The organism is Micromonospora sp. NPDC005194 (genome assembly GCF_040608335.1).
GTDB lineage: Bacteria > Actinomycetota > Actinomycetes > Mycobacteriales > Micromonosporaceae > Micromonospora.
In genome coordinates, this window is sequence record NZ_JBEXIA010000029.1 from 64,520 (window position 1) to 89,274 (window position 24,755).

A 24,755-nucleotide genomic window follows, 5' to 3' on the forward strand; every position below is an offset into this window, starting at 1 on the left:
AGCGGGAGGGCCGCCCTCCCGGTCGGGTCGGCTACAGACCGAAGACGTCGTCGGCGACCGCGTCGCGGACGCCGTCGGCGAAGCCCCGGAATCCGGGGTCGTCGTGCCGGGCCGGCACGCTGGTGACGTTGACCCCGCTGGCCTGGGTCACGGCGTCGACCAGGGGCGGGAAGTCGATCTCGGCGTCGTCGAAGGCGTCGTCGTCCGCCTCGGCCAGGTTGATCACATGCTGTACGTCGTCGGACGGGGTGTCCGGGTCCTCGGCCCACTCACCGCCGGCCCGGTAGCACTCGTCGTACAACCCGCGCTGGGTGTCGGTCCAGTCGTCGTCGTAGCTCGCCATCGTCCACCCCTTTCCGGCCGCTCCACCTGAGCATGCCGGGCGGCGACGGGCGTCGGCGGCGGTACGGCCGAAACGCGCACCGGCCGACGTTCTCGCAGCGCGACATCGGCGACGTAGTCTGCGGAGGTGATCTACAAGCTGTTGCCGACCGTCGAGTGGGACGACGCCCAGGCCGCCGGCGCCGTCGCCGGCTCGGCCGTGGACCGGCAGGACGGTTTCATCCACCTCTCCGCCGCCGACCAGGTGGTGGAGACGGCCCGCCGGCACTTCGCCGGCGCCACCGGCCTCACCCTGCTGGGCGTGGACGCCGACCGGCTGGGCGACGCCCTGCGCTGGGAACCGTCGCGGGGCGGGCAGCTCTTCCCGCACCTGTACGGACCGCTGCCGCTGACCGCTGTGGTGACGGCCCGCGCGTTGCCCGCCGACACACCGGTCGCCGACGCGGTCGCCGCCCTGCTCGACTGACGCGACGGCACCAACCCCCGCTCCGCTGACGCGACCGCGCCACCCTGGCTCCGCTGACGCGACCGCGCCCGGTCCGACTGATGTCGGGCCGGGCGCGGGACGTCGTACGCGCGGGTCAGCGGCAGAGGCGGGAGATCTCCTCGGCGAACCGGTCCATGGGGTTGGCCTCGGCCGGCCCCAGCAGGTAGGTCTTCAGGTCGCGGCGTGCCTCGGTCATCGGGTCGTCGCCAGCCCGGGTGACCGCCACGATCTTCTCCAGCTCGCCACAGTCGGCGGAGAGCAGGTACGCGGCCCGCGCGGTCGGGTACTCGCGGCGGAACTCGTCCTCCGGCAGGCCGGCCGGGTTGGCCACCACGTACGGCCGCTGGCTCTGCACGAAGTCGGAGACCACACTGGACACGTCGCTGATCAGCAGGTCGGTCTGGTTGAAGCAGTCGAACAGCCCCGGCGTACGGCCGGTCACCACGAGGTGCGCGGTGCCGTCCAGGGACGCGGCGTTGGGGTTGCCACCGGCGGCCTTGATCGCCTCGACGATCCGGTCGTGCACGGCCTTGGCCGCCTTGGACCGCGACCCGGTCAGCGGGTGCGGCTTGTAGACCAGGCGCACCCGGGGGTTGGTGGCCAGCAGGCCCTTGACGATCCGCTCACCCATCAGCACCAGCGAGGTGTGGTACGGGTCGTCGTCGAGCCAACCCTCCCAGGTGGGCGCGTAGAGCACGGTGAACGGCCGGTCCACCGACTCGGCGCCGAAGGTGTGCACCCCGGCCAGCTGCGGCCGGCCGATCTCGACGATGTCCGCGTCGAGCACGCCCACCCCGGCGCGGGCGTACCGCTCCCGGCCGGCCAGGCCCGCGACCCAGACCTCGTCGTACACCTTGCTGTAGGGGTTGACGCTGGCCTGCTTGTCGCTGTCGCCGTGCCCGACGAAGACGTGCTTCATGCCGGGTTCGCGCAGCATGTGGATGTTCGCGCCGACGTTCGCGGCGTAGAGGGCCGCGCGGACGCTGCCGAGTTCGAGGTTCATGAAGTCCACCCCGGCCGGTACGCAGATCACCGGCAGCCGGGTGTCGGCCAGCTCGTTGAACGCCTCCCGGCTGCGCATCAGCACCACCGCGCGCTGGTTCAGCGCCTCGGTCGGCGCGAGCCACATGTTGGCCTGGTAGACGTCCTTGGCCGGTCCGGCGAAGTAGAGCGCCACCTCGGGCCGGTACGTGTCGAGCCAGCGCTGCACGGCGGGCAGCAACGGGCCCTGCCCGGAGCCCCGGCCGCGCAGCCAGGTCACCGCGATGATCGCGCCCACCACCGCGGTCGCCGCCACCGTCACCGCGGCGGCCACGAGGAACGGCATCGAATCGTGCTGCACCGCGGCGGCCACCGCGGCCGGCACCAGCAGCACGTTGAGCAGGGGCATCCGCTCGCCCGCGACCGCCGCCGCCCAGGCCGGCGGCCGAGGGGCCGAGCGCAGCGGGCCCAGCTCGATGTTGCGCACCAGGGCCGACAGCGGGTTACGACGGTCGATCATGGTGGAGAGCGCGCCGGCGAACACCGAGACGACCCACACCGCCGCCGGCAGGATCAGCAGCAGGCTCAGCTCGGTGCCGTCGAGGGTGACCTCCGCGGCGACCAGCAGCACGGCCGCCAGGTCCCGGGTCAACTGCCGGTACGACCAGTGCAGGCCGACCTTCTCCAGCAACAGCTGCGACTGCGGGGACCAGCGGGCGACGGCGAACTCGCCGAGCACCGCCGCCAGTCCGGCGACGGCGAACAGGCCGACCCAACCGAAGACGCCGGCGACGAGCATGACCAGGTAGGACAACACCAGCAGCGCGCTGCGGGCGGCCACTCCGATGCGTCCTGTCAACGTGCCGAACAACGAGTTCGCTCCCTACGATTTCCGTCTTGGACGCATGCCCGTGGTGCGTCGATGACACTCCCCGTCGCGCATGGCCTACCGCGCACCAGGAGCGGCCGGCCACAGATGTGGTGATCCAGACCCCGTGCGGCGGGCGGTAGTGGTGACTGCGACCTTAACGCGAACGGACCCAGCGGTGTCGCTCGGGTATCGGGCGCACATTTCGGTCAACGCACCGGCCGTCCGCGTACCACCCCAGGACGACGCACGGGCCGCTCAGCGGACCGGGTGCTCAGCCGACCCGCCGAAAACAGGTCATGGCCCCGGGTCCCCGACGCTTGGCGAACTCCTGGTAGCCGAGCTGTGGTGCCATCTCACGGGCGTACTGGTTTCCGTTGTAGACACAGATGGTGCCCACGTCCAGCCGGTCGAGCGCTGACGCGAGTTCGGTCGACGTCGGGGTGGTGGCGCCGTCGGCGAAGCCCGCGAGCAGCAGCCGGTCCTTGGCGAACTGGGAGTTGAGATCGTACTCAACGAGATAGAAGTCGCGCGGAAGGACGACCCGGACCTGGCTGGTGACGACCAGGGAGGCGCGCATGATGGTCTTCGGCGCGAGCAGCAGGCCCGGGGGCCGGTCCAAGCCCTTGATCCAGAAGGCGATCGACTGGCGTTGCTGCGGCAGCTTCCAGGTGGGCCGCTCGTGCACATCGACCCAACTCTTCGCGGACCACATCGGGGTGGCGAAGAGAGCGAACGAGGCGACCAGCAGCACCGCGATCCCACCCGCCGCGGCGCGACGCAGCACCGGCGTGGGCGCCGGCACCCGGACCGTACAGAGCAGCCCGATCAGTGTCGGCAGGGCGAGCAGCCACGGCACCCGCCACAGCACCACGGAAATGCCGCTGAGCGCGCTCAACGCCTCCAACACCCCGGGGACGAACAGCACGCTCAGGGCCGCGGTCGCACCTGCGGTGAGCAGCGCGGGCGTACGTCGACGGGCCAGCAGCGGGCCGCACCAGAGAGCCAGTCCGGAGATCACGCCGACCAGGCCGAACAGCAGGGTCCGCTTGTAGGTGTACGCCGCGTCGAAGAAGGCGTCGTCCGCGCCGTCCGCGGTCAGCCCGCCGAGCAGCAGACGGGACACCACGAGCGAGCCGATCGGGTACGCGAGGGCCGCGACCCCGGCCACCACCGCGGCCTTCCAGCGCCCGACCAGCAACATGGCGAACCCGGCGGCGCCGACCAGCATCGGCAGGATGATCGCGGCGGTGGTGGTGAGGCCGATGGCGGTGATCGAGAGCGCCACGATGAGGAACAGGCTGCGCCGGGAGCGGTTGTCGAACCACTCGGTCAGGTAGAGCCACATCAGCGGGATGACGGCCGACACGAACATGCCCTTGCCCTCGTAGAGCCGGGGCAGGTGGAACGTGCCCAGCGCGGCGTCCCCGCCGGCGACCAGGTACAGGTACGCGACGGCCACCGTGAAGGCGAGCACGGGTCTACGCGGCGCCCACCGGTGGGTCAGTCGCCACAGCGCGAGCACCGCCAGGACCGCCATGATCGGTAGCGCCACGTACCAGGTGGCCGAAGCACCGTGGATGCCGAAGACGTGGGCGAGCGCGCCGTCGAACACCTCGATCGAGGGGATCGGAGGCTGCGAACCCATCGCCGGCAGGACGTTCTCGGAGAACAGGAAGTCGTTGAGCGGGATGAGGTCCCGCTCGGCGATCCAGACTGATTTCCCGACGTAGTAGACGTCGTCGGGAGTGTTGCGGGCCAGGAAGAACGAGGAGATTCCGACCAGCACCGAGATGACGAGCGCGTACGCCGACTGCGATGCCGTGGGCGTCGGCGCGACCGAGGAGGACGTCGGGCCGCTCAGCCAGACCCGACGCAGCAGCAGGATCCCACCGGTCGCGGCGAGCAGGCCGGCTACCGCCGGAATCCACCAGGTGACGGCCGCACCGGTTCCCGCCACTCCGGCGGTGACCGCGGCCACCGCGGCAGCGACGAGCACGCCGATCAGCAGACGGCGGTCGACGGGAGGCTGCGGGTCGGCCGATTCGACCGGCTCGGGCCGTTCCTCCTCGCCGAAGATCCCTCCGGGGCGCCGGCGGGCGCGCAGCACGGCCCCGACGGCGACCAGCACGCAGGCGACCAGCCAGATCCGGAAAGTCACCGACGGACGCAGATCCGCCAGGAACGCCGCGTGGTAGAGGACGGTGAAGAGCGCGAACGCGACCACGGCCCCATCGGTGAGCAGCGCCGGGGCGGCGGCCACCAGGGCGCGTACCCGGGCGGCGGGGTTCCGGTCGGGGCCCTGGCCCAGCCGGGACACCTGTTCGGGGCGCGGCGTCGGGTCCGGGTCAGTGGGCGCGACGGCGATGCTGTCGACGTTGGCCACGGGCGTCCTTCTCGTCAGGCGGATGTGGGGGCGAAAAACGGATGTCGGTTTCGTGACGGCCGGGTGTCAAGTGGGCAGCCTAGCGGAGGAGGGCGGCGCGGCCGGCCCCGCTGCGAGTGGTGTCGTGGGCTCGGTCAGCCAGGAATCGGCGCCGCCCTGGGCAGCGGTACGGAGCTGGTCGCGCCGAGCCCGGCGGCCACGGATTCGACCAGGTTGTCCAGGTAGCTGTCGGTCAGCGGCAGCCGGGCGATGGCGAGCCGCCAGTAGAGCGGGCCGACGATGAGGTCGACGGCGGCGTCCGGGTCGGTGTCGGCGGGCAGCTCGCCGCGCTGCACGGCGCGGGTGACCAGGCGGCCGCCGATCTCCTGCTGGCGGGCGTGCAGCACCTGACGCAGGGTCTCCTCGATGGCCGGGTTGCGGGCGGCCTCGGCCAGCAGGTCCGGGATGATCTGCGAGGCCAGGGGGTGGCGCAGCGCGTGCGCCACCGCCTGGAACAGCAGCGCGAGGTCGCCGCGCAGAGTGCCGGTGTCCAGCACCGGCAGCTTGCCGTGCGCCGCGGCGGCGACGATCTCCACCACCAGGTCCAGCTTCGAACTCCACCGTCGGTAGATCGCCGTCTTGCTGACGCCGGCCCGGCGGGCCACCGCCTCGATGGAGAGCCGGCCGTAGCCGACCGCGGCGAGCTCCTGCATGAGCGCCCGCCGGATGGCCGTGGTGATCTCGTCGCGCAGCACCGCAGCGCCGGCCGGGACACGCCTCTTCTCGGTCGTCACCATGGACTCTTCTCGCAGGTCACGCCCACTACAGTAGCGCAACGACGCTACGGTTGCGTCCCGACGTGTTTCGGACTACTGTCCACGCAGCGGCGAGGCGGCGCCCCGCGCACCCTTCCCACTAGGATTCCATCGTCGCGAGCAACCCGTCTGCACGAAAGATCGGAGCGCCATTTCCATGGCCACCACCGCGCTGGTCGACCCCGACACGGGCCTGACCCAGGCGCAGCTGGCCGCTCGGCACGGGCTACGGGTCGCCGGTGAGCGACCCACCCTCGCCGAGTACAGCCGCCGACTCTGGGCCTACCGGCACTTCATCGCCGCGTACGCCAACGCCAAGCTGGTCGCCTCGTACAGCAACGCCAAGCTGGGCCAGCTCTGGCAGGTGCTCACCCCGCTGACCAACGCCGCGGTCTACTACCTGATCTTCGGGGTGGTGCTGGGACAGAACGACCGGATCCCGAACTTCATCGGCTACCTGACCACCGGCCTGTTCATCTTCAACTTCACCCAGAGCGCGGTGCTGGCGGGCACCCAGTCGATCAGCGGAAATCTCGGGCTGATCCGGGCCCTGCACTTCCCTCGGGCCAGCCTGCCGCTGTCCACCACGGTGACCCAGTTCCAGCAACTGCTCGCCTCGATGGTGGTGCTGATCGGGATCGTGCTGGTCACCGGCGAGTCGATCACCTGGAAGTGGCTGGTGCTGGTGCCGGCCCTGCTGCTCCAAGCGGTGTTCAACGCCGGCGTGGTGCTGATCGTCGCCCGGCTGGGCTCCAAGGCGAGCGACCTCAAGCAGGTCATGCCGTTCCTCATGCGTACCTGGATGTACGGCTCCGGCGTGCTCTACAGCGTCAGCCTCTTCGCGCGGCTGCCCGGCTGGGCGGCGGCGCTGGTCCAGTTCAACCCGCTGCTGGTCTACATCGAGCTGGCGCGCTACGCGCTGCTGGACGAGCCGCCGATGCTCAACGAGTCGCTGACCCAGCTCTGGCTGGTCGCCGCCGGTTGGGCGTTGGTGGCCGGCATCGGTGGCTACATCTACTTCTGGCGCGGCGAACAGGAGTACGGCCGTGGTTGATTCCCTGCGGGCCGCCGACGAGGCGACCGTGTCCCTGCCCGTGCTGGCGCAGGAGCGGATCCCCACCGTGGTGGTGGACGACGCACACATCATCTACCGGGTCCACCAGGGTGCCACCGGTGGCACCACTCCGGTGGCCGCGCTGCGCCGGCTGGTCAAGCGCACCAACGCGCCGAACGTCCGGGAGGTGCACGCGGTCAAGGGCGTCTCGTTCACCGCGTACCGGGGCGAGGCGATCGGGCTGATCGGCAGCAACGGCTCCGGCAAGTCCACCATCCTGCGGGCCATCGCCGGCCTGCTGCCGGTCAACCGGGGCGCGATCCACACCCAGGGGCAGCCGTCGCTGCTCGGCGTGAACGCCGCGCTGCTCAACGACCTGTCCGGCGAGCGCAACGTCGTCCTGGGCTGCCTGGCGATGGGCATGCACCCCGACGAGGTGGCCAAGCAGGCCGCGGGCATCATCGACTTCTCCGGGATCAACGAGCGGGGCGACTTCGCCAGCCTGCCGATGCGCACGTACTCCTCCGGGATGGCGGCCCGCCTGCGGTTCTCCATCGCCGCCGCCAAGAGGCACGACGTGCTGCTCATCGACGAGGCGCTCGCCACCGGCGACAAGGGCTTCCGCAAGCGCAGCGAGCAGCGGGTACGCGAGCTGCGCGAGGGCGCCGGCACGGTGTTCCTGGTCAGCCACCAACTCTCGTCCGTGCGTGACACCTGCGAACGGACGATCTGGCTGGAATCGGGCGTTCTCCGGATGGACGGCCCCACCGACGAGGTCATCCGCGCATACGAGGCGTACGCGAACAGCAAGTAGAGTGCCGGCCAACCTCCGGCATCGACACGGCACCAGGACCGCGTCGCCCGCATTGGGGCGGCGCGGTCCGCGCGTTAAGGTTCATTCCGTCGCCGCTCGGGCGGAACCTTCCGTTAACGCAATTCTGAGAGTGAGGATCCGGCAATGACGCAGGACCAGACCACTGGCCCGGACGCCGCAACGGAGACCCCCGCACCGTGGCGGCCCTCGCGGACAGTGGCCGTGGTGCTGGCCGGCGGCACCGGGACCCGGCTGGGCCTCGGCATCCCCAAGCAGCTGCTGAAGATCGCCGGTAAGCCGATCATCGAGCACACCCTGGCCGTCTTCGAGGCCGCTCCGGAGATCGACGAGATCATCGTGCTGATGGCCACCGGCCACGTCGAGGACGCCCGGCAGATCGTCGAGAAGGCCGGCCTGCGCAAGGTCACGAAGGTGATCGAGGGTGGCGACACCCGCAACGCGACCACCCGGATCGCGCTGGACGCGGTCGGCCCGGCCGACTGCAACATCCTCTTCCACGACGCGGTTCGCCCGCTGCTCAGCGGCCGGATCGTCCGCGAGTGCGTGAACGCGCTGTGGACCTACGACGCCGTCGACGTCGCCATCCCCTCCGCCGACACGATCATCCAGGTGGACGAGAACGACTGCATCACCGACATCCCGGTGCGCTCCCGGCTGCGCCGGGGACAGACCCCGCAGGCGTTCCGCTCCCCCACCATCCGCGAGGCGTACCGGATCGCCGAGGGTGACCCCGACTTCGCGGCCACCGACGACTGCGGCGTGGTCCTGCGCTACCTGCCGGGCACCCCGATCAAGGTGATCGACGGCTCGGACGAGAACATCAAGGTCACCCACCCGGTCGACGTGCACCTGGCGGACAAGCTCTTCCAGCTCGCCGCGGCGCAGGCGCCCCGGCTGACCGACCACCGCAGCTACAGCGAGGAGCTGACCGGCCGCACCATCGTGGTGTTCGGCGGCAGCTACGGCATCGGCCACGAGCTGACCGAGCTGGCCCGGCGCTACGGCGCGCAGGTCTTCCCGTTCAGCCGCTCCACCACTGGCACCCACGTGGAGCGCGCCGAGGACGTCGAGGCCGCGCTGACGACCGCCTTCGAGGCCACCGGCCGGATCGACCACGTGGTCGTCACCGCCGGGATCCTGGAGAAGGGCGCCCTGGCCGAGATGGACGAGGAGACGATGGACCGGGTGTTGCAGGTCAACTTCGTCGGTCCGGTGACCATCGCCCGGCAGGCCCTGCCGTACCTCCAGCAGACCAAGGGCCAGCTGCTGCTCTACACCTCCAGCTCGTACACCCGGGGTCGGGCCCGCTACGCGCTCTACTCGGCCACCAAGGCCGCCCTGGTCAACCTGACCCAGGCGCTCGCCGACGAGTGGGCCGACGTGGGCGTCCGCGTCAACTGCATCAACCCGGAGCGGACGGCCACCCCGATGCGGACCCGGGCGTTCGGCGAGGAGCCGGAGCACACCCTGCTCGCCGCGGAGGCCGTCGCCCAGTCGTCGCTGGACGTGCTGATCTCCGACCTGACCGGTCAGGTCATCGACGTACGCCGGGCGCCCGGTGACGGTCCGTCGGTGCCGGCCCAGTCTGCGCGGGCCGAGGCGGCGGCGGCCGTGACCTCCGCGAGCTGACGCGGGCGACGGAACTCCGACGGCGGCGAACGGAACGACATGCGTGGTGACCTGGTCCGAAAGCTGCTTGCCCGGTGCCTGAGCGTCGGTCTGGCGGTGCTGGCGTTCGTCGTGGTGGCGCTGACCGGCGCCACCGGGTGGGGGCTGGCGCTGGCCGTCGCGGCGCTGGCCGCGGCGGCCGCCGAGCAGCGGATCCGGCCCGGCGCTGACCTGGTCGCCGAGACGGCGCTGATCGCCGCGGCGGTCCTGGTCGGCTACACCCGGCGACTCGACGACGGGTTCGACCCGGCGCTGGCCGCCGCGGCGCTGGTCCTGCTGGGGCTGGTGCTCCTGGTGGGGCCGCTGCGGACCGCCGGCAACCTGGAGGTCCGGGCGGCCAACCTGCCGGTACGGGCCTGGACCCCGCTGATCGCCGACCGGCTCGGCGTCGCCCTGTTGGGGCTGCTCGCGGCAGTGGCCCTCGCCGCCGCGCTGACCCTGCCCGCCGCCGTGGCGCTCGTCGTCAGCCTGCTGGTGGGCGCCGGCGCCGGGGCGGTCGCGCTGGACCTGGCCCGGCGGCGGTTCCGGCCCACCGGCGGCGGTGGGCCGGTGGCCCGCGCGCTGCGCCGGCACCAGCCGGAGTTCCTGCTCTACTTCTCCGCGCCGCCCGGCTCGGAATACCAGGTCACCATGTGGCTGCCGTACCTGGAGCGGATCGGCAGGCCGTTCCTGGTCCTGGTGCGCGAGCCGGAGTTCCTGGCGCCCATCGCCGCGGCCACCGACGCGCCGGTGGTCTACTGCCCCACCCTGCGGGCGATCGACGAGGCGCTGGTGCCGAGCCTGCGGGTGGCGTTCTACGTCAACCACGGGGCGAAGAACAGCCACTGCGTCCGGTTCACCCAGCTCACCCACATCCAGCTGCACCACGGCGACAGCGACAAGGCGCCGAGCGCCAACCCGGTCTCGGGGATCTTCGACCGGATCTTCGTGGCCGGTCCGGCGGCGATCGACCGGTACGCCCGTGCCGGGGTGCGGATCCCGGCGGACAAGTTCGTGGTGGTGGGCCGCCCGCAGGTCGAGTCGATCGACGTACGCCGGGAGCCGGCGCGCGGCCTCGCGAGCCCGACGGTGCTCTACACCCCGACCTGGACCGGGCACCACGCCGACGCCGACTACTGCTCGCTGCCGGTGGCCGAGGAGCTGCTGCGACGGCTGCTGGAGCGCGGTGCCACGGTGATCCTGCGGGCCCACCCGTACACGGCGCAGAACCCGGCGTCGGCACGCCAGTTGGGCCGGCTGACGGAGCTGCTGGCCGCCGACCGAGCCCGCAGCGGCCGTCAGCACGTCTTCGGCGCGGCGGCCCGCGAGCTGAGCCTGACCGAGTGCGTCAACCGCTCGGACGCGCTGGTCTCCGACGTGTCCGGCGTGATCTCGGACTACCTCTACTCCGGCAAGCCGTACGCCGTGACCGACATGGGCGACGAGGGCGACCGGTTCACCGACCGTTTCCCGTTGGCCGGGTCGGGTTACGTGCTGCGGCGCGACATGTCGAATGTGGACGCCGTGCTCACCGCGCTGCTGGACACCGACCCGCTGGCCGAGGAGCGCTGGGCCACCCGCCGCCGCTACCTGGGTGACTTCCCCGCCGAGTCGTACGCCGAGGCTTTCCTGACGGCCGCGCGCCGCGAGCTGGCGCCGGCGGAGAACCTGGCCACGTCAGCACCGGTCTAGCAGCTCAGCGGTAGGCGTCCAGCAGCGCCAGCACGGCGGCCGGGTCCTCCAGGTGCGCGTTGTGGCCGAGACCGGGCAGCGTGGCGACCGGCACGCCGTACTCCTTGAGCTGCGCGTCGGTGACCATCGGGTCGTGCTCGCCGCGTGCCAGCACCACCGGCACGTCGGTCGCCGCCAGCAGCGCGGTCAGGTCGGGCTGGCCGACGGCGAACGCGCTCGTGTCCATCGCGAGCCGCCACCGGCCGTCGACCTGGCGCAGGCCGGCGTCCACCATCGGATGGTCCGGAGAGACCAGACCGGTGAGGCCGGCGACCCGCAGGTAGCGGCGGGCGGCCTCGGTGCGGCTGGCGAACCAACCGAGCGGGCGGGCGGCGAGCTCCGCGGCCCGGGCCAGCTCGGCGGGTGACCAGACCGCCTTGATGCCCAACCCGACCACCGCGTCCACCGGCAGGCCGGCGGCGCGGGCCGCCAGCGCCAGGCCGACCACCCCACCCAGCGAGTGGCCGAGCACCACGATGCGGTCGTCGAAGGCCAGGCCCTGTGCGATCCGCTGGGCCAGACCCTCGAAGGAGTACGACGACAGCGGGGCCGACCAGCCGTGGCCGGCGAGATCCGGCGCCAACCACCGCCCTGGCCAGTGCTGCTCCAGCAGTGGCGCCCAGGGCAGCCACACGTCGCCCGTCGCTCCCATGCCGTGCAGCAGCAGCAGGACCGGCCCGCGACCGGCGTGACCAACCGATTCGTCCACCACGGCCGCAGTCTCCCACGGTTCGTGGCCCGGTACGAGAGCCGTCATCGGCATCGACGCGAGACGCCGCGGGCGCCGGCCCCTCGTGGGGGACGGCGCCCGCGGCGTCGTGGGCGTCAGCGCCTGGGTCAGGCGGAGTAGCCCCGGGTGGCGATCCAGTTGGCCAGGTCGATCGTGGTGATCCAGTACGCCGGGTCGGCCGCGTTCGCCGAGTCGGCGATCCGCACGGTCCGGCCGTTGTCCTTGTAGCCCACGACGGCGATGTAGTGCCCACCGCCGTAGGAGTGCCAGCCGCCATTGGTGTCGGTGGCGTCGCCGACGACGTTGGCCACCACGCCCCGGCCGTCGGTGATGGCCTTGACGACGTCGGCCTGGAGGCGGTCCATCTGCGCCGGGCTGGGCGTGCCCGCGAACATCCGGGTCTGGTACGGGGAACCCTTCACCTCGGCGTTGAGCACCCGGGTGGTGTCCTCGGCCGAGTTGGTGCCCATCTCGGTGGTGCCCAGCTCGGCGCCGAGCTCCTCCTGCGTACGGTCGATGCCGGTGGCGCTGAGGGCGTTGCGGGTGGCCGCCGGGCCGCAGTTGTAGTACGTGTTCTGCGCCTCGTAGTCGTAGTCGAGCACCTTGGTCGCGGGCGGCTTCGGCGGCGTCGGCTTACGGGTGAGGTCCGGGTTGCTCGTGGCCTTCGCGGCGGGCGACGCGGCGCTGGTGGCCGGGGCCGCAGTGCTCGGCGCGGCCGAGGGGGACGCGACGCGCGCCTGGTCGCGAGACGCGATGGTGTCGCTGCGCATCTCGGCGACTGTGGTCGCGGTGTGCTCGCTGGCCGGGGCGCCGTCGGCGCCCGCAAGCAGGGCGCCGGTCGTGGTGGCGATCGCGAGGGCCGCGGCGGAGGCGGCGACGATCTGGTACGGGCGCTCGGTCGCGAGGCGACGGAGCTGACGCTGCAGGGTGTGCTTCACGGGGTCCTCCACGGTTCGGGGGGTGAGCGGCACACCGGGCTCGGCCGGTATCCGGGCAGGCGCCAGCGCGCGAACCGTGGTCCGCGGATGGTGAACCGCTCAGGGGAACGCCCGGCGCGGCCGGGCGGGAAAGGCGGCGACCCGGGGGGTCAGCTCACCGTCACAAGGCGGATGAGCGGGGGCGCCGCGACGCCGTGGAGGCGGGGGAACAACCGAGGGGTGGAAAGGTGCTGCACGAGGATGGAACTCCTTCCGTCACCGCCTACCGGGTTAGCTGACGGATTCGGGCGGGAAGATCGCCCTACCGCGGGCCGTGGCTCGCGGATTCACCCCGGACTTACTGTGGGTCCCCGGTTCGTAGATCACGATTGAGCGGGTCGGCACGGCGTCGCCTCCTGCGATCGGTTACCGCACCGGACAGCACGACAGTACTGGCCGGTGCGGACCCTGCCAAGCCACGCCCACCTGCGTAAACATCGTTTGGCGCACCAATTTCTGCGCGTATTGCCGCTGACGTGACTCGATGGGACAACCGGTTCCGGAGGCGCCGACGGGCGACAACCGGACAGGCTGCCGGCAACGCCGCCACAATCGCGCGAACATTGGCCGCCGATGGTGCCGGTCGCCCGATTTCCATCGTCCGTGACGGGCCTCACATAACAGATCGGGCTCAACCGACCCGGGCCGGACGCCAGCGTGTCACGACCGCCGAACGCGACGCCCGGGTCGTCGTACGGCGCGACGGCAGCGGGTTCGGCCACAACCGGACCGCCGCCGCGTACGCCTCCTCGGCGAGCGTGCGTGCCGACTCGGCGGCCAGCTCCGCGTCCCGCCAGGCCGACCGCTCCCGCTCGTCGGCGGCCCGGTGGTCGGCCAGCCTCGCGTCACGGATCGCCCGGGTGAGCAGCACCTCCTGCTCGACCGGGTGCCGGCGGGGATCCCAGCCGCGCCGGTGCCCGAACACGTCACCGAGCTGAGTCATGGTCAACTCGCCGCGCCAGTGCGCCGCCATCGCGGCACGGTGCAGGTAGCGCTCCCGGGCCGCGTACTCGGCCGGGGTGTGCGGGGTACGTGGGGTCGGCAGCGCCCCGGCGGTGGCGACCCGACGGGCTGCGGTGTCCGCCTCGTCGTACCGGGACCAGGCGGCCTGCGCCTCTTCCTGAGTGATCAGCCAGTCAGCGCGTCGTCGCCGGGCCGTCTGCGCCGCGCGGGCCGCGGCCACGGCCACCTCTTCGGCGTAGCGGCGCAGGTCGGCGAGTTCGGCGGCGGCCACCTCCTGGGCGGTGGGCGGCGGCGGCATCGGCTCGGAGGCGGTCGAGTCCGGCTCCGGGCGGGCGACCAGCACGGCGAGAACGGTCAGCGCCAGCAGGAACAGGGCCGACCAGATGGCGGCGGCCTGGGGCACCTCGGTCAGGAACTGGTAGAAGACGACGGTCTCCATGGTCGGCACCTCGGGAGAATGCGCGTTGCGACGGGGAAGCCGCACGAGGGTCGGTGACCCGCGGGTCGGCTGGTACGGACTGGTGTGTCGACAGGTGCGGTGGCGGGACGCTCGATCGGGGCCTCGGCGCTGCGGCGGGGCGGCTCAGCAGCCGGTGCGGTGGTCAGTGGCCGGCGCGGAGGTCAGTGGCCCGGTGCGGGTCAGGAGCCGGTGCGCGGTCAGCGACCCGCAGTGATTCGGTGCTCCGGTGGGGCCCGGGGAGCGCGGGCGGCCGGATTGTTGGCGCGGGGTGACCGCTCGGAGACCGCCCGCGCCGGCGTCACACCGGTCGACGTGGCGACCAGGGTGCGCGAAGTGCCGTGCAGCGCGGGCTGCGGGTCGGCGGACCACGCCGCGGCGGACTCGTCAACGGCGGCGGACTCGTCAACGGCGGCGCTGTCGCGGGCTGCCCGCTCCTGGGCGGCGCTGTCGCGGGTGGCGCTGTCGCGGGCGGCGGTCTGGTCGTCGTCGACGATGGACGTCGCGGGCCCGGTGCTGGTCACGGCGGCGGGTCGGTCGGGCGACGCGGGCGGCTCGACGGCGGACGTCGCCGCGGCGGCTGGCGTTGGCGACCCCGGAAGGGCCGTGGTCGCGCCGAGCGCGAGGGCGGCGATGACGGCGAGGCTGGTCAGCACCCGTGTCGCCCAGCGCGCCACCCACCACAGGGGACAGGTGAGCGCGACCGGAAGCACGTCCCCACGCTACCGCCGACGGCGGCCGTGCGCATCGACGCCGGGCGTGTCGGCTCACGCCGCGCCGACCGCGTCCGGCCTGGGCGAATGGGTCAGCGCGAGTCGGCGTACGTCGATTGTTCGTCGGTCCGGCCGGCGCCGGGGGCCCGGTCGTCGGTGTCGCCGGTGCGCTGTGGAGGGACGGCCGACGGCCGCTTCGGACGGCGCGGCGCGAGCCGGCGCATCATCGGGGTCTCGACGTAGCGGTGCAGCAGCCCGGCGAGCACCAGATTCACCAGCAGGAACCCGAGCACCACCGCAGGGCCGCGCCAGCCCCGGAAGCCGGTCCCCCAGTCGCCGCTGAGCCGCAGCACGCTCGTCATGACCAGCACGTGCACCAGGTAGAAGGCGAAGGAGACCTCGCCGAGCCAGACCAGCGGGCGGGAGCGCCACGGCGAGCGCCGCCCCCGCACGTCCGCGTCGGCGGCAGCGGTGATCACCAGCAGGTACGCGATGGCGAGCAGCGTGGTCCACCACTGGGCGGGGATCCACTGCGCGGCGGTCACCCAAGTGACCACGAAGATCGCGGTGGCCGCCGTCAGCCGCGGCCCGCGCCAGAGGCCGCGCAGCATCAGTTCCGCCGCCACCGCGCCCAGCCAGAACTCCAGCGACCGCACCGGCGGGAAGACCTGGGTGAACCACCAGCGGCTGACCTCGGGCACCAGGTGCTGCGCCGGCCAGAGCGCGAGGATCAGCAGCGGCAGCGCGATGATCAGCGTCCAGAGCACCGACGGCCGGGCGCGGCGCAGCAGGGGCAGCGCCAGCGGCAGGCACAGGTAGAAGAAGAACTCGCAGGACAGCGACCAACTCACCGTGTTGATGCTGTAGAACCAGCCCGGCCGGGGGTCCCAGGCCTGCAACAGCAGCACGTTCTCCAGGGCGGCCGCCGGCAGGACGGGGTCGGCGAACCACCAGGCGACCAGCAGCGCGGCCGCCCACAGCACCAGGTGGTTCGGATAGATCTTCGCGACCCGCCGCCGCCAGAAGGCTGCCCGGGAGTCGCCCGGGCGGGCCGACCAGACCAGCACGAAGCCGCTGAGTATGAAGAAGAACTGCACCCCGGACAGGCCGAGGGTGAACAGCGCGTCGACCACCGCCTTGTAGTCCGGCTCGGCGATGATCCGCATCGTCCCGGCGTGAAAGCCGAAGACGAGCAACGCGGCGATCCACCGCAACCCGGTCAGTGAGGGCAGCCGGGCCACAGCGGGCGCGGGCGGCGCGGCCGGCGCGTCGGTGGTGCTCGTCATGCCGGGGTCCCGACGCTTCGCAGGGTCACCAGCACGTACGTCTCCTCCTCGGCGCGCGGCGTCGGACGGCGCGACGGCGACGCCCGCGACGGCCCGACAGGACCGCACCGAGGCACCCTACCGGGTCACTCCCGGGTGAACCGGGCCGCCGTTGTTAACCTTCCGCTTCGCGGGTGTTCAGGGATTCCACCTTCCTTCGCCACGTGCGGTTCCGGGGCTGGCCACCCGCGTCGTCAAAGGTGGCGACGTGGTCAATGAGCCGACGCACGCGCCGCTGCTGAGCATCGTCGTGCCCGTCTACGGCGTCGAGGCGTACCTGTACCAGTGCCTCGAGTCGATCCGGGCGGACATCCCAGCGGGTGAGTCGGACGCGGTCGAGCTGATCGCCGTCGACGACGCCTCCCCGGACGGCTGCGGTGCGATGCTGCGGTCCTACGTCGCCGGCCGCGACGGCGTGCGCGTCGTACACCTGAGCAAGAACGTGGGTCTGGGCCTGGCCCGCAACGCGGGCCTCGACGTGGCCACCGGCCGGTACGTCTGGTTCGTCGACAGCGACGACTGGCTGCCGCCGGGCACGATCGGCGCGGTGCTGGACCGGCTGCGCGAGCACCAGCCCGACGTGCTGATGCTGGACCACCTGCGGGTGCACGAGGACGGCCGGCGGGAGGTCGACGCGAGCAGCCACCTGCTGCGCGGGGTACCGGGCGTGGCCCGCCTGGCCGACCAGCCGCAGCTGCTGCGGGTGCAGCACACCGCGTGGAACAAGGTGGTACGCCGAGCCTTCCTCGACGAGCTGGAGCTGCGCTTCTTCCCCGGCTGGTACGAGGACATCCCGTTCAGCCACCCCCTGCTGATCGGCGCGGAGAAGATCTCCGTGCTGGACCGGGTCTGCTACCTGTACCGGCAGGGCCGCCAGGGCGCGATCACCTCCACCCGCAGCGGCCGGCACTTCGACGCGTTCAGCCAGTACGAGCGGCTGATGGACTGGGTCAACCGCCGGTACCCGGACGAGGGCCTGCAGGCCGAGCTGTTCCAGCTGATGATCAACCACTACCTGGTGGTGGTCGGCAACGACGACCGGCTGCACCCGCACCTGCGGCGGGCCTTCTTCCACCGGGTCGCCGAGCACTACCGCCGCTACCTGCCCACCGGCGGCTACCCGATGCCCTCGGGCGTGACCGGGCTCAAGCACCGCCTGGTGGGGCGCGGTGACTGGCTGGCGTACTCGGCGCTGCGGCAGGCGCACCGGGTCGCGGGTCGGTTGCGCCGGCCCGGCCCGGCCGGTGGCGCCGACGCGAGCACCGGGTCGCCGCCGGCCGACGACGACCCTTCCCGACCGGCGGCGCCCGCGAGCACGTCGGACGCCGGGCACACGGCCGCCGAGGTCACCCCGGACCGGTCGGACGCGCTGGCCGGCGGCCGCCTGTCGTGACCCGTCGCACCGCACCGCACGCCGGGAGCCACGTCGGCTCCCGGCGCCGGAGTTTTCCAGGTCGTCCGCCCGTCGGGTGGACGACGACAGCACCACCGCACCCCGGTGCGGGCGTACCTGAGCAGAGGTCGGAATGACGGCGACAATCAAGATCGGACCGCACGCGGTCGGTGCCGGGGAGCGACCCTTCGTGGTCGCCGAGATGTCCGGTAACCACAACGGCGACCTGGACCGGGCGCTGGCCATCGTCGACGCGGTGGCCGAGAGCGGGGCGCACGCGCTCAAGCTCCAGACGTACCTGCCGGACACGATCACGATCGACGTCGACACCCCGGCGTTCCGCATCTCCAGCGGCCACGAGCTGTGGGGCGGGGAGAACCTGTACCGCCTCTACGAGCGGGCGCACACTCCGTACGAGTGGCACGCCCCGATCTTCGCCCGGGCCCGCGAGCGGGGGCTGACGGTCTTCTCGTCACCGTTCGACGCGACCGCCGTGGAGCTGCTGGAGTCGTTGGACGCGCCGGCGTACAAGATCGCTTCGTCGGAGCTGGTGGACCTGCCGCTGATCCGGCTGGTGGCCAGCACCGGCAAGCCGATGGTGATCTCGACCGGGATGGCGACGGTGGCCGAGATCGACGCCGCCGTGCGGACCGCCCGCGACGGTGGCGCGGCGGGCATCGTCCTGCTGGCCTGCACCGCGTCCTACCCGGCGCCGCCCGCCGACAGCAACCTGCGCCGCCTGCCGGTGCTGGCCGGTGCGTTCGACGTCCCGGTCGGGCTCTCCGACCACACGCCCGGGATCGGCGTGGCGGTCGCCTCGGTGGCGCTGGGCGCCTGCTTCATCGAGAAGCACGTGACCCTGGACCGGGCCGACGGCGGCGTCGACTCGGACTTCTCGCTGAACCCGGCGGAGCTGACGGCGCTGGTCGCCGAGTCGGGCCACGCGTACGCGGCACTGGGTGGCACCGCGATCGGCCCGACCCCTGCGGAGCGGGAGGGGCTGCGGTTCCGCCGTTCGCTGTTCGTGGTCGAGGACGTCCGGGCCGGCGACCCGGTGACCGCACGGAACGTCCGGTCGATCCGGCCGGCCGGTGGGCTGGCTCCGGTGGAGATCGACCGGGTGCTGGGCCGCACCTTCGCCACCGACGTTCCGCGCGGTACCCCGCTCAGCTGGGACCTGATCTGACCGGCCCGGCCCGGCTCAGCTCAACCGTGTGGCTGGGCTGAGCTGGCTCCGGTCGAGCCGGGCTGGCAGGACTGAGCTGGCTTGCTGGGCTGATGCCGGCGAAGCTGGGCTGACAGCGGCGGGGTTGGGCTGACAGCGGCGGGGCCTGGGCTGACAGCCGCGGGCCTGGGCTGATGCCGGCGGGGTTGGGCCAGGCCGGCCGGCGCCGGGCTGCGCCACACATGGCGAGCGGCCACGATCCGCCGGGCACGACCCTGTTTGCGTCCTGTCGAGCTGCCCCAAAGGTGGGGCATGGCGTGTGCTCCCGGTACTGCCCCATATTCGGGGCAGCTCGACAGGCACCACCGACACCTGCGGCAGCACCGCCGCACACCGACAGCCGCGCGGCAGCACCGGCACAACACCAAACGGCCGCGACGCCACCGACGCACGCCGACACCTGCGACGCCACCGGCAAAACACCAACAGCCGCGACGCCACCGACACAGGCCGACAGCTGCGGCGTTCCGAGCGTCAGTCGCGGTCGGTTGGTCCGGCGGACTGGCGGGGGGCGAAGCCGACGGTGACCACCAGGTCGGCGACGCGCAGGGTGCGCCAGAGGATGGTGCCGTCCACCGGAGTGCCCAGGCCGTGCCGGCGCCACCAGGTCGCGATCGGCACGTCGGCCAACTTGCAGCAGCACTCGGCCCGGGTCCACCGGGCCCAGAAGTCACCCGCGCCGAAGCGCCGGGCCAGTGCCGGGGGCACCGGGGCGTCGGCGCGCTCCGCGTCGATGGCCGCGCGCCAGCCCGGCACCAGCGGGCCGTACCAGCCGACGCAGCGTCCGTCGTCGAGGTGACTGCGGGTCGTCGCGTCGGCCAGCTCGGCGGCCGTACCGATCCGTAGATGCCGTTCGGCGCTGGCGAGCAGTCCCGGCACCGGGCGTGCCGTCCCGGACGACGGCGGCGGCGCGGCCGGGCCAGCGTCGACCGGGCCGGGCGCCGGCGGCAGTACCGGCCGCAGGTCAGATGGAGGCGGCACCGTCTACCACGATGACCTGGCCGTTGATGTTGGTGTGCTCACGCAGCAGCATCCGCACCACCGGTACGACCTCCACCGGCTCGGTCAGGTGGCCGGACGGGGTGCGGCGCACGATCTGGTCGAGCTGCGTCGGGCCGAGCACGGCGGACATCTCCGAGGCGAAGAAGCCGGGCGCGACCGCGTTGACCAGCATCCGGCCACCGAGCTCCCGGGCGAGCGAGCGGGTGGCGGCGTCCATGCCGCCCTTGGTGGCCGAGTACGCGACCAGGCCCGGAAAGCCGCGCTGCGCGCAGATCGAGGTGATGTTGACGATCCGCCCCCGCAGGCCCTTGCCGAGCATCCGGCGGATCACCAACCGGGTCAGTTGCAGGGGCGCGGTCAGGTTGGTCTCGATGATCCGGGCGATGTCGTCGGTGGCGGTGTGCACGTGCAGGGAGTCCTGCCCGACGGCGGCGTTGTTGACGATGCCGTCGATCGGGCCGAGACGCTGCTCCACCTCGCGGACGAAGCCCTGGGCGGCACGCAGGTCGGTGACGTCGACCGAGCCGACGTGCACCCGGTCGGGGTGCTCGGCGGCGAGCTTCTCCAGCTCCGGGGTGACGGTACGGGCGAACGCGGCCACCCGTACGCCCGCGTCGAGCAGGTCGGTGACGATGGCCAGGCCCAGCCCTCGGGAACCGCCGGAGACGAGGACCACTGAGCTGGGGGGAACGAGCTGGGTGTCGGCGGGGTCAGACATCGCTCTTCAGGGTCTCCTTGACGGGAATCTCGGACAGCACGCGGATCCTGCGGGGTACCGCGTGCTCGGGCAGCCGGTCGGCACACCAGCGGACCAGCGCCGCCTCGTCCGGCACGCTGACGGAAGGGTCGGCCGGGTTGGCGAGGCCGTCGGCGACGGACGGGGTGAGGACCACGTCGGCGACCACCATCCGCCCGAGCACGGGGGCCCGGCGGCCGGTGACCCGGGCCCAGGCCACGTTCGGATGCCCGGTCAGCACGCCGCGGACCACGCCAGCGGAGACCTTGCTGCCGCCGACGTTGATCTCGTCGGAGTCCAGTCGGCCGGTGATCAGCACCCGCCCGTCGACCACCTGCACCCGGTCCCCGGTGCGGACCGGGCCGGCCAACCCGGCCCCGTGGTACGGCGAGGTGACGACCAGCTCGTCGTCGTGGACGGAGAGGGTGGGTCGGCCCGGGGTTTCCCGATCCAGCCACTCGACCGGGAACCCGGCCCGCCCGTCGTGCACCACGATGGACGCTCCGACCTCGGAGGACGCGTAGATCCAGGAGATCCGGGCGGCGGGAAAGACGTCCCGCAGCTGGTCCAGGATCGCCTGGTCCACCGGCTCCCCGCCCAGGGTGAGCTGGCGCAGCGGCACCCGGGCCAGCGCGGCGGCGTCCCGGTAGAGGGTGCGCCGCCAGAAGGTCGGCGTGCCGGACGCGGCGTCGACCCCGTGCGCGGCCGCGACCGCCGGCCAGTCGTCCAGCTCGTCCGGCTCGACCACCACCAGGTGCTGACCGGGCTGGGTCAGCGACAGGGTCACCACCTGCCACCAGGCGTACGTGCCGGGGGCGTAGGGGCACAGCCAGGTCCGGTCGGGCTGGTCGGCCCGCACGGTGGTCAGCGTGTCGAGGGTGTGGCCGACCCGCTTGGGGCGGCCCGTCGACCCGGAGGTGAGCAGCCACAGCCGGCCGGGCTCGGCGGCCCGAGGGTGGATCGGCATGCTCGGATGCGCGCCGTCGTCGTCGAGGACGGCGACGGTGAACCCGGCGTCCAGCAGCTCGGCGCGCATCGTCGCGTCGACCCGACTCGCGGTGCTGAGCAGCAGCTCGGTGCCGTGCACGGCGTGCTGCCGCGCGGCGGCGAGCGCGTGCCCGGCGGAGTGCGCCAGCACCGCGGCGGGGTCGGGCAGCGTCGGCGTCGGCAACGTCCGCCAGGTCAGCGGGGCGCCGCCGACGACGAGCCGGTTGTCGACGCCGGCCGGCTCTGAGCCCGCGGCGGCCGGACGGGGTGTCGCGACGGTCACTGCTGCTGGAGCTCGACGAGGAAGTCGAGGACGTCGCCGACGGTGGCGATGCGGCGCAGGCCAGGGGCGTCGAAGTTGAGCTCCTCCCCCGTCTCGTCCTCCACCCGCAGGGCCAGCTCGGAGAAGTCCAGTGACCGGAATCCGATGTCCCGCAGCTGCGCCGCGTCGTCGGCGGGCAGCTCCTTGTCCTGGTTCTTCAGCACTTGAGCCATGAGGTCGCGGATCTGCGCGCGACTCAATTCGTTCATGCGCCGGAGTCTACAACCTAGCGAATGGATAACTGCTTTCCCGGTAGGCCCGGGTAAGGTGCTCCGACCGGACGTGAACAGACAGGAAAGCGAGAGCACGTGCTGCGCGAAGCGACGGCGGACGACGTTCATCTGATGTTGTCCTGGCGTAATCAGGAAACCAACCGTCAGGTCAGCAAGACCAGCCACGAAATCACCGCCGAGGAGCACGCCCGGTGGTGGTCGGCGGTGCGCGACGACCCGACGCGGCGGGTGCTGGTGTACGTCCGCGACGACAGGCCCTGCGGCGTGGTCACCTTCTTCGACCTGCGGCTGGATGGCCCTCGTACCGGCGCGTGGGGCTTCTATCTGGACGCTGACGGGCTGGCCGAGCGGGGCGAGACGCTGCCGGCTTGGCTCGGGGTCATGTCCGAGGCAGTGGAGTACGCCTTCGACGGGCTGCACCTGGCGCGGCTCGACGGGGAGGTGCTGGAACACAACACCGTGGTGCGGCAGATGAACCGGCGTTTCCGATTCGCCGAGGGCACACCGCGACAGGAACTGTCCGACGGTCGGGAAATCACCGTCATCCCGATTTCGTTGGCGCGGGAGGACCGCCGCCAGCGCTGATTGTCGGCGCAATTTCCGGACCGGCCCGACACTATTAACCGCCCGTCCGCCCGGTGGACATCCGCCGTTCACGAAACACGATGTCCACCGGGGCGGAAGGGGTCCACGGGTCAGATTCGGCGCCAGGCCGCCCAGTGCTGCTGCGCGTTGCCGCCGAGCCGGACGAAGCCGTACTTCGCGCCGTCCCAGTCGTCCGGTTGGCCGGGCGCCCAGCGGGTGAACACCACCTGCGCGGCCGCGGGCGGCTGCTCGCGGAACCACCGCACATCGGTCCAGGTCACCTGGTGGCTGAGATTGAACCGCAGGATGTAGTGCACGCCGGTGGAGGCCCAGACGCGCTCGCCGGGGCGTACCCCGACGTCGGCGACCCGGGGGGTCGGCGCGGTGCTCGCCGCCATCGGCCGCACCAGCCGCTGGTCGATCACCTGCATGGTGACGAGGTTGACCACGACCAGGGCGCCGAGCACCGGCAACCGCAGCCGGGGCACCCGGACCGCGGCCACGAGCAGCACGCACGCGCCGATGCCGAGCAGCGACCCGACCACCGGGCGCATCTCCCGCCAGCCGCCGGTCAACGCCATCAGGTCCGGTGCCCCGAAGCCGCCGTAGCGCAGCGAGTGCCCCCGGCTGGCCACGTACGCGAGGCGGACGGCGACCAACGCGCCACCGGCGACCAACAGGCCCACCGCGACCGCCGCCCGGCGCAGCACCACCCGACGCTCCGCGGTGAGCAGCACGCCGAGCCCGACCAGGAGCCAGAACGGGGCCAGCATCTGCACGTAGCGGCCGTAGATCGCGTCCAGCGGCTTGCCGGTGATCCCGGCGAGGATCACCGACGCGCCGCCGGCCACCCCGACAGTGACCACCACCGCCACACCCATCGCCCAGCGGATGGCGTCGCCGTGGCGCGGGCGCCACAGTTCCCGGACGGCGGCGGCCCAGGCGACCCCGGCCAGGCCGAACGTGATCACCACGAGGTACCAGAGCTGGGTGGTGACGGCCGCCGCGACGCGGACCACCCCCTGCCCCGAGGCGACCGCGGCGACCGTGCCACCGCCCGGGGTGCTGCCCAACAGGTAGACCTTGTCGCCGAGGACGTGGATGCCGGCCTCGTTGACCAGCGCCATGGCCAACACCGGCAGCAGCGCCGCGAGCACCGCGACGGCGGTGATCCGGCGGCGGACGAACAGCAGCAGGACCAGCCCGGCGTGCACCGCCACGATCACCAGGCCGCGCGAGTGCAGCAGGTGGAACGCGCCCACCAGCAGGCCGACGGTGGCCGCGGCGAGCGGGCCGGGACGCTCGATCCAACGGTGTACGGCGAGCAGCCAGGCGACCACCAGCGGCGCCATCACCGTATCGATCATGGCGAGGCCGGCGTAGAAGGCGGTGGCCGGCAGCGTGGCCGCCACCACCGCCGCGAGCAGCGCGGACGCGCGGGGCAGTCGGAGCACCCGCCGGCCGAGCAGGTACGCCAGTGGCAGCAGCGCCGAGTTGACCATCGCGTTGATCAGCTGGACCAGCCGGTAGCTGTCGGTGAAGTCCCGGTCGCCGAGGAACGCGGGCGAGATCAGCATCGGGTAGCCGACGCGGCGGAGCAGGTCGTTCTCGCTGCTGAACCCGCCCGGTCCACCAGCGAGGGCGCGGGCGGTGTTCAGATAGCTGTCCTCGTCGGTGTGGGCGATCGGCAGTGCGATGTGCCGCGACAGCCACATCCGCCAGGCGACGCTGAGCACCCAGCCGACGAACAGCAGCAGCGGCATCAGCCACCGGCGCGCGGGTGTCGCGGGCGGTGTCCCGGTCGGGACCGCGGGCCGTTCCATCACGTCGCTGCCGGATGTCATCAACGCCTCCTGAACTGCCGGCCGTGGGGGGGGGGGGGGGGCCCCCCGGGGGACGCGAACGCCCGCGGGTCAGGGGGGGGGTAGCCCAGCGCCCACACCGCGGGGGGGGTGGGGGGGGAGACCGGGGAAACCACGCCG

22 protein-coding genes and 1 riboswitch are annotated in these 24,755 nt (G+C 72.5%); of the genes, 8 read left to right on the forward strand and 14 right to left on the reverse strand.

What is annotated here, in order from left to right; all coding sequences use genetic code 11:
- Positions 1-31: 31 nt before the first annotated feature.
- Positions 32-343 (reverse strand): hypothetical protein, encoded by a 312-nt coding sequence (locus ABZU53_RS22970; RefSeq protein WP_354862099.1) that lies wholly within the window; start codon positions 341-343, stop codon positions 32-34.
- A gap of 126 nt (positions 344-469) precedes the next feature.
- Here ABZU53_RS22970 and ABZU53_RS22975 point away from each other — a divergent pair, with 126 nt between their 5' ends.
- Positions 470-808, forward strand: a complete 339-nt coding sequence (locus ABZU53_RS22975) for a DUF952 domain-containing protein (RefSeq protein ID WP_354862097.1) — start codon at positions 470-472, stop codon at positions 806-808.
- Between the two features lie 115 nt (positions 809-923).
- Here the strand turns inward: ABZU53_RS22975 and ABZU53_RS22980 are convergent, their stop codons facing one another.
- The 3 genes from ABZU53_RS22980 to ABZU53_RS22990 form a co-directional block, all read right to left on the reverse strand.
- Positions 924-2,681 (reverse strand): CDP-glycerol glycerophosphotransferase family protein, encoded by a 1,758-nt coding sequence (locus ABZU53_RS22980; protein WP_355067345.1) that lies wholly within the window; start codon positions 2,679-2,681, stop codon positions 924-926.
- Between the two features lie 271 nt (positions 2,682-2,952).
- Positions 2,953-5,064: a DUF6077 domain-containing protein gene (locus ABZU53_RS22985; RefSeq protein ID WP_355067347.1), complete on the reverse strand. Its 2,112-nt coding sequence runs from the start codon at positions 5,062-5,064 to the stop codon at positions 2,953-2,955.
- A 134-nt stretch (positions 5,065-5,198) separates the two neighbouring features.
- Positions 5,199-5,798: a TetR/AcrR family transcriptional regulator gene (locus ABZU53_RS22990; protein ID WP_354862104.1), complete on the reverse strand. Its 600-nt coding sequence runs from the start codon at positions 5,796-5,798 to the stop codon at positions 5,199-5,201.
- A 217-nt stretch (positions 5,799-6,015) separates the two neighbouring features.
- On the opposite strand from ABZU53_RS22990, the gene ABZU53_RS22995 reads away from it, so the two are divergent.
- The 4 genes from ABZU53_RS22995 (at position 6,016) to ABZU53_RS23010 (ending at position 11,086) form a co-directional block, all read left to right on the forward strand.
- Positions 6,016-6,912 (forward strand): ABC transporter permease, encoded by an 897-nt coding sequence (locus ABZU53_RS22995; protein ID WP_355067349.1) that lies wholly within the window; start codon positions 6,016-6,018, stop codon positions 6,910-6,912.
- Positions 6,913-6,916: 4 nt separating this feature from the next.
- The gene (locus ABZU53_RS23000; protein ID WP_354862102.1) at positions 6,917-7,726 is read left to right on the forward strand and encodes an ABC transporter ATP-binding protein; all 810 of its coding nucleotides are present in this window, start codon (positions 6,917-6,919) and stop codon (positions 7,724-7,726) included.
- A gap of 144 nt (positions 7,727-7,870) precedes the next feature.
- A complete protein-coding gene (locus ABZU53_RS23005) occupies positions 7,871-9,376 on the forward strand; it encodes a bifunctional cytidylyltransferase/SDR family oxidoreductase (protein WP_355067351.1) in 1,506 nt (501 codons plus the stop codon).
- Positions 9,377-9,415: 39 nt separating this feature from the next.
- On the forward strand, positions 9,416-11,086 hold the full coding sequence (locus ABZU53_RS23010) for a CDP-glycerol glycerophosphotransferase family protein (protein WP_355067352.1): 1,671 nt from the start codon (positions 9,416-9,418) through the stop codon (positions 11,084-11,086).
- A 4-nt stretch (positions 11,087-11,090) separates the two neighbouring features.
- Here the strand turns inward: ABZU53_RS23010 and ABZU53_RS23015 are convergent, their stop codons facing one another.
- The 5 genes from ABZU53_RS23015 to ABZU53_RS23035 all read right to left on the reverse strand — a co-directional run bounded on the left by ABZU53_RS23015 (position 11,091) and on the right by ABZU53_RS23035 (position 16,251).
- On the reverse strand, positions 11,091-11,837 hold the full coding sequence (locus ABZU53_RS23015; protein WP_355067354.1) for an alpha/beta hydrolase: 747 nt from the start codon (positions 11,835-11,837) through the stop codon (positions 11,091-11,093).
- 125 nt (positions 11,838-11,962) lie between these two features.
- Positions 11,963-12,805 carry a C39 family peptidase gene (locus ABZU53_RS23020; RefSeq protein ID WP_354855116.1) on the reverse strand — a complete coding sequence of 281 codons (843 nt, stop codon included), beginning with the start codon at positions 12,803-12,805 and terminating at the stop codon, positions 11,963-11,965.
- A gap of 232 nt (positions 12,806-13,037) precedes the next feature.
- Positions 13,038-13,178: riboswitch (cyclic di-AMP (ydaO/yuaA leader) on the reverse strand.
- Between the two features lie 285 nt (positions 13,179-13,463).
- On the reverse strand, positions 13,464-14,234 hold the full coding sequence (locus tag ABZU53_RS23025) for a hypothetical protein (RefSeq protein ID WP_355067355.1): 771 nt from the start codon (positions 14,232-14,234) through the stop codon (positions 13,464-13,466).
- 218 nt (positions 14,235-14,452) lie between these two features.
- Positions 14,453-14,965, reverse strand: a complete 513-nt coding sequence (locus tag ABZU53_RS23030; protein WP_355067357.1) for a hypothetical protein — start codon at positions 14,963-14,965, stop codon at positions 14,453-14,455.
- A 92-nt stretch (positions 14,966-15,057) separates the two neighbouring features.
- Complete coding sequence (locus ABZU53_RS23035; protein ID WP_355067359.1) at positions 15,058-16,251, reverse strand: acyltransferase; 1,194 nt, start codon at positions 16,249-16,251, stop codon at positions 15,058-15,060.
- Between the two features lie 247 nt (positions 16,252-16,498).
- Here ABZU53_RS23035 and ABZU53_RS23040 point away from each other — a divergent pair, with 247 nt between their 5' ends.
- Both ABZU53_RS23040 and pseI read left to right on the forward strand, forming a co-directional pair.
- Positions 16,499-17,683 carry a glycosyltransferase gene (locus tag ABZU53_RS23040; RefSeq protein ID WP_354855112.1) on the forward strand — a complete coding sequence of 395 codons (1,185 nt, stop codon included), beginning with the start codon at positions 16,499-16,501 and terminating at the stop codon, positions 17,681-17,683.
- A gap of 133 nt (positions 17,684-17,816) precedes the next feature.
- Positions 17,817-18,869, forward strand: coding sequence for a pseudaminic acid synthase (pseI, locus tag ABZU53_RS23045; protein ID WP_355067361.1), 1,053 nt, complete (start codon positions 17,817-17,819; stop codon positions 18,867-18,869).
- A 513-nt stretch (positions 18,870-19,382) separates the two neighbouring features.
- On the opposite strand, the gene ABZU53_RS23050 is transcribed toward pseI, so the two are convergent.
- Genes ABZU53_RS23050 through ABZU53_RS23065 form a run of 4 tightly spaced genes read right to left on the reverse strand, consistent with a single transcriptional unit; the run spans position 19,383 to position 22,164 of the window.
- A complete protein-coding gene (locus tag ABZU53_RS23050; protein WP_355067363.1) occupies positions 19,383-19,889 on the reverse strand; it encodes a hypothetical protein in 507 nt (168 codons plus the stop codon).
- Complete coding sequence (locus tag ABZU53_RS23055; protein ID WP_354855109.1) at positions 19,873-20,628, reverse strand: SDR family NAD(P)-dependent oxidoreductase; 756 nt, start codon at positions 20,626-20,628, stop codon at positions 19,873-19,875. Before ABZU53_RS23055 ends, ABZU53_RS23050 begins: the two co-directional genes overlap by 17 nt.
- Positions 20,621-21,916 carry an AMP-binding protein gene (locus ABZU53_RS23060; protein WP_355067365.1) on the reverse strand — a complete coding sequence of 432 codons (1,296 nt, stop codon included), beginning with the start codon at positions 21,914-21,916 and terminating at the stop codon, positions 20,621-20,623. Before ABZU53_RS23060 ends, ABZU53_RS23055 begins: the two co-directional genes overlap by 8 nt.
- On the reverse strand, positions 21,913-22,164 hold the full coding sequence (locus ABZU53_RS23065; protein WP_354855107.1) for an acyl carrier protein: 252 nt from the start codon (positions 22,162-22,164) through the stop codon (positions 21,913-21,915). Before ABZU53_RS23065 ends, ABZU53_RS23060 begins: the two co-directional genes overlap by 4 nt.
- 99 nt (positions 22,165-22,263) lie before the next feature.
- Between ABZU53_RS23065 and ABZU53_RS23070 the strand changes: the two genes are divergently transcribed.
- Positions 22,264-22,773 carry a GNAT family N-acetyltransferase gene (locus ABZU53_RS23070; RefSeq protein ID WP_355067367.1) on the forward strand — a complete coding sequence of 170 codons (510 nt, stop codon included), beginning with the start codon at positions 22,264-22,266 and terminating at the stop codon, positions 22,771-22,773.
- Positions 22,774-22,883: 110 nt separating this feature from the next.
- Here ABZU53_RS23070 and ABZU53_RS23075 read toward each other — a convergent pair whose 3' ends face one another.
- A complete protein-coding gene (locus tag ABZU53_RS23075; protein WP_355067369.1) occupies positions 22,884-24,617 on the reverse strand; it encodes a hypothetical protein in 1,734 nt (577 codons plus the stop codon).
- Positions 24,618-24,755: the final 138 nt, after the last annotated feature.

What these genes read in the sequence shown, in the direction of transcription:
- ABZU53_RS22970 (WP_354862099.1), bottom strand. Translation starts at nt 343, where the DNA reads ATGGCGAGCTACGACGACGACTGGACCGACACCCAGCGCGGGTTGTAC.
- ABZU53_RS22995 (WP_355067349.1), top strand. Translation starts at nt 6,016, where the DNA reads ATGGCCACCACCGCGCTGGTCGACCCCGACACGGGCCTGACCCAGGCG.
- ABZU53_RS23005 (WP_355067351.1), top strand. Translation starts at nt 7,871, where the DNA reads ATGACGCAGGACCAGACCACTGGCCCGGACGCCGCAACGGAGACCCCC.
- ABZU53_RS23010 (WP_355067352.1), top strand. Translation starts at nt 9,416, where the DNA reads ATGCGTGGTGACCTGGTCCGAAAGCTGCTTGCCCGGTGCCTGAGCGTC.
- ABZU53_RS23025 (WP_355067355.1), bottom strand. Translation starts at nt 14,234, where the DNA reads ATGGAGACCGTCGTCTTCTACCAGTTCCTGACCGAGGTGCCCCAGGCC.
- ABZU53_RS23035 (WP_355067359.1), bottom strand. Translation starts at nt 16,251, where the DNA reads ATGACGAGCACCACCGACGCGCCGGCCGCGCCGCCCGCGCCCGCTGTG.
- pseI (WP_355067361.1), top strand. Translation starts at nt 17,817, where the DNA reads ATGACGGCGACAATCAAGATCGGACCGCACGCGGTCGGTGCCGGGGAG.
- ABZU53_RS23055 (WP_354855109.1), bottom strand. Translation starts at nt 20,628, where the DNA reads ATGTCTGACCCCGCCGACACCCAGCTCGTTCCCCCCAGCTCAGTGGTC.
- ABZU53_RS23065 (WP_354855107.1), bottom strand. Translation starts at nt 22,164, where the DNA reads ATGAACGAATTGAGTCGCGCGCAGATCCGCGACCTCATGGCTCAAGTG.
- ABZU53_RS23075 (WP_355067369.1), bottom strand. Translation starts at nt 24,617, where the DNA reads ATGACATCCGGCAGCGACGTGATGGAACGGCCCGCGGTCCCGACCGGG.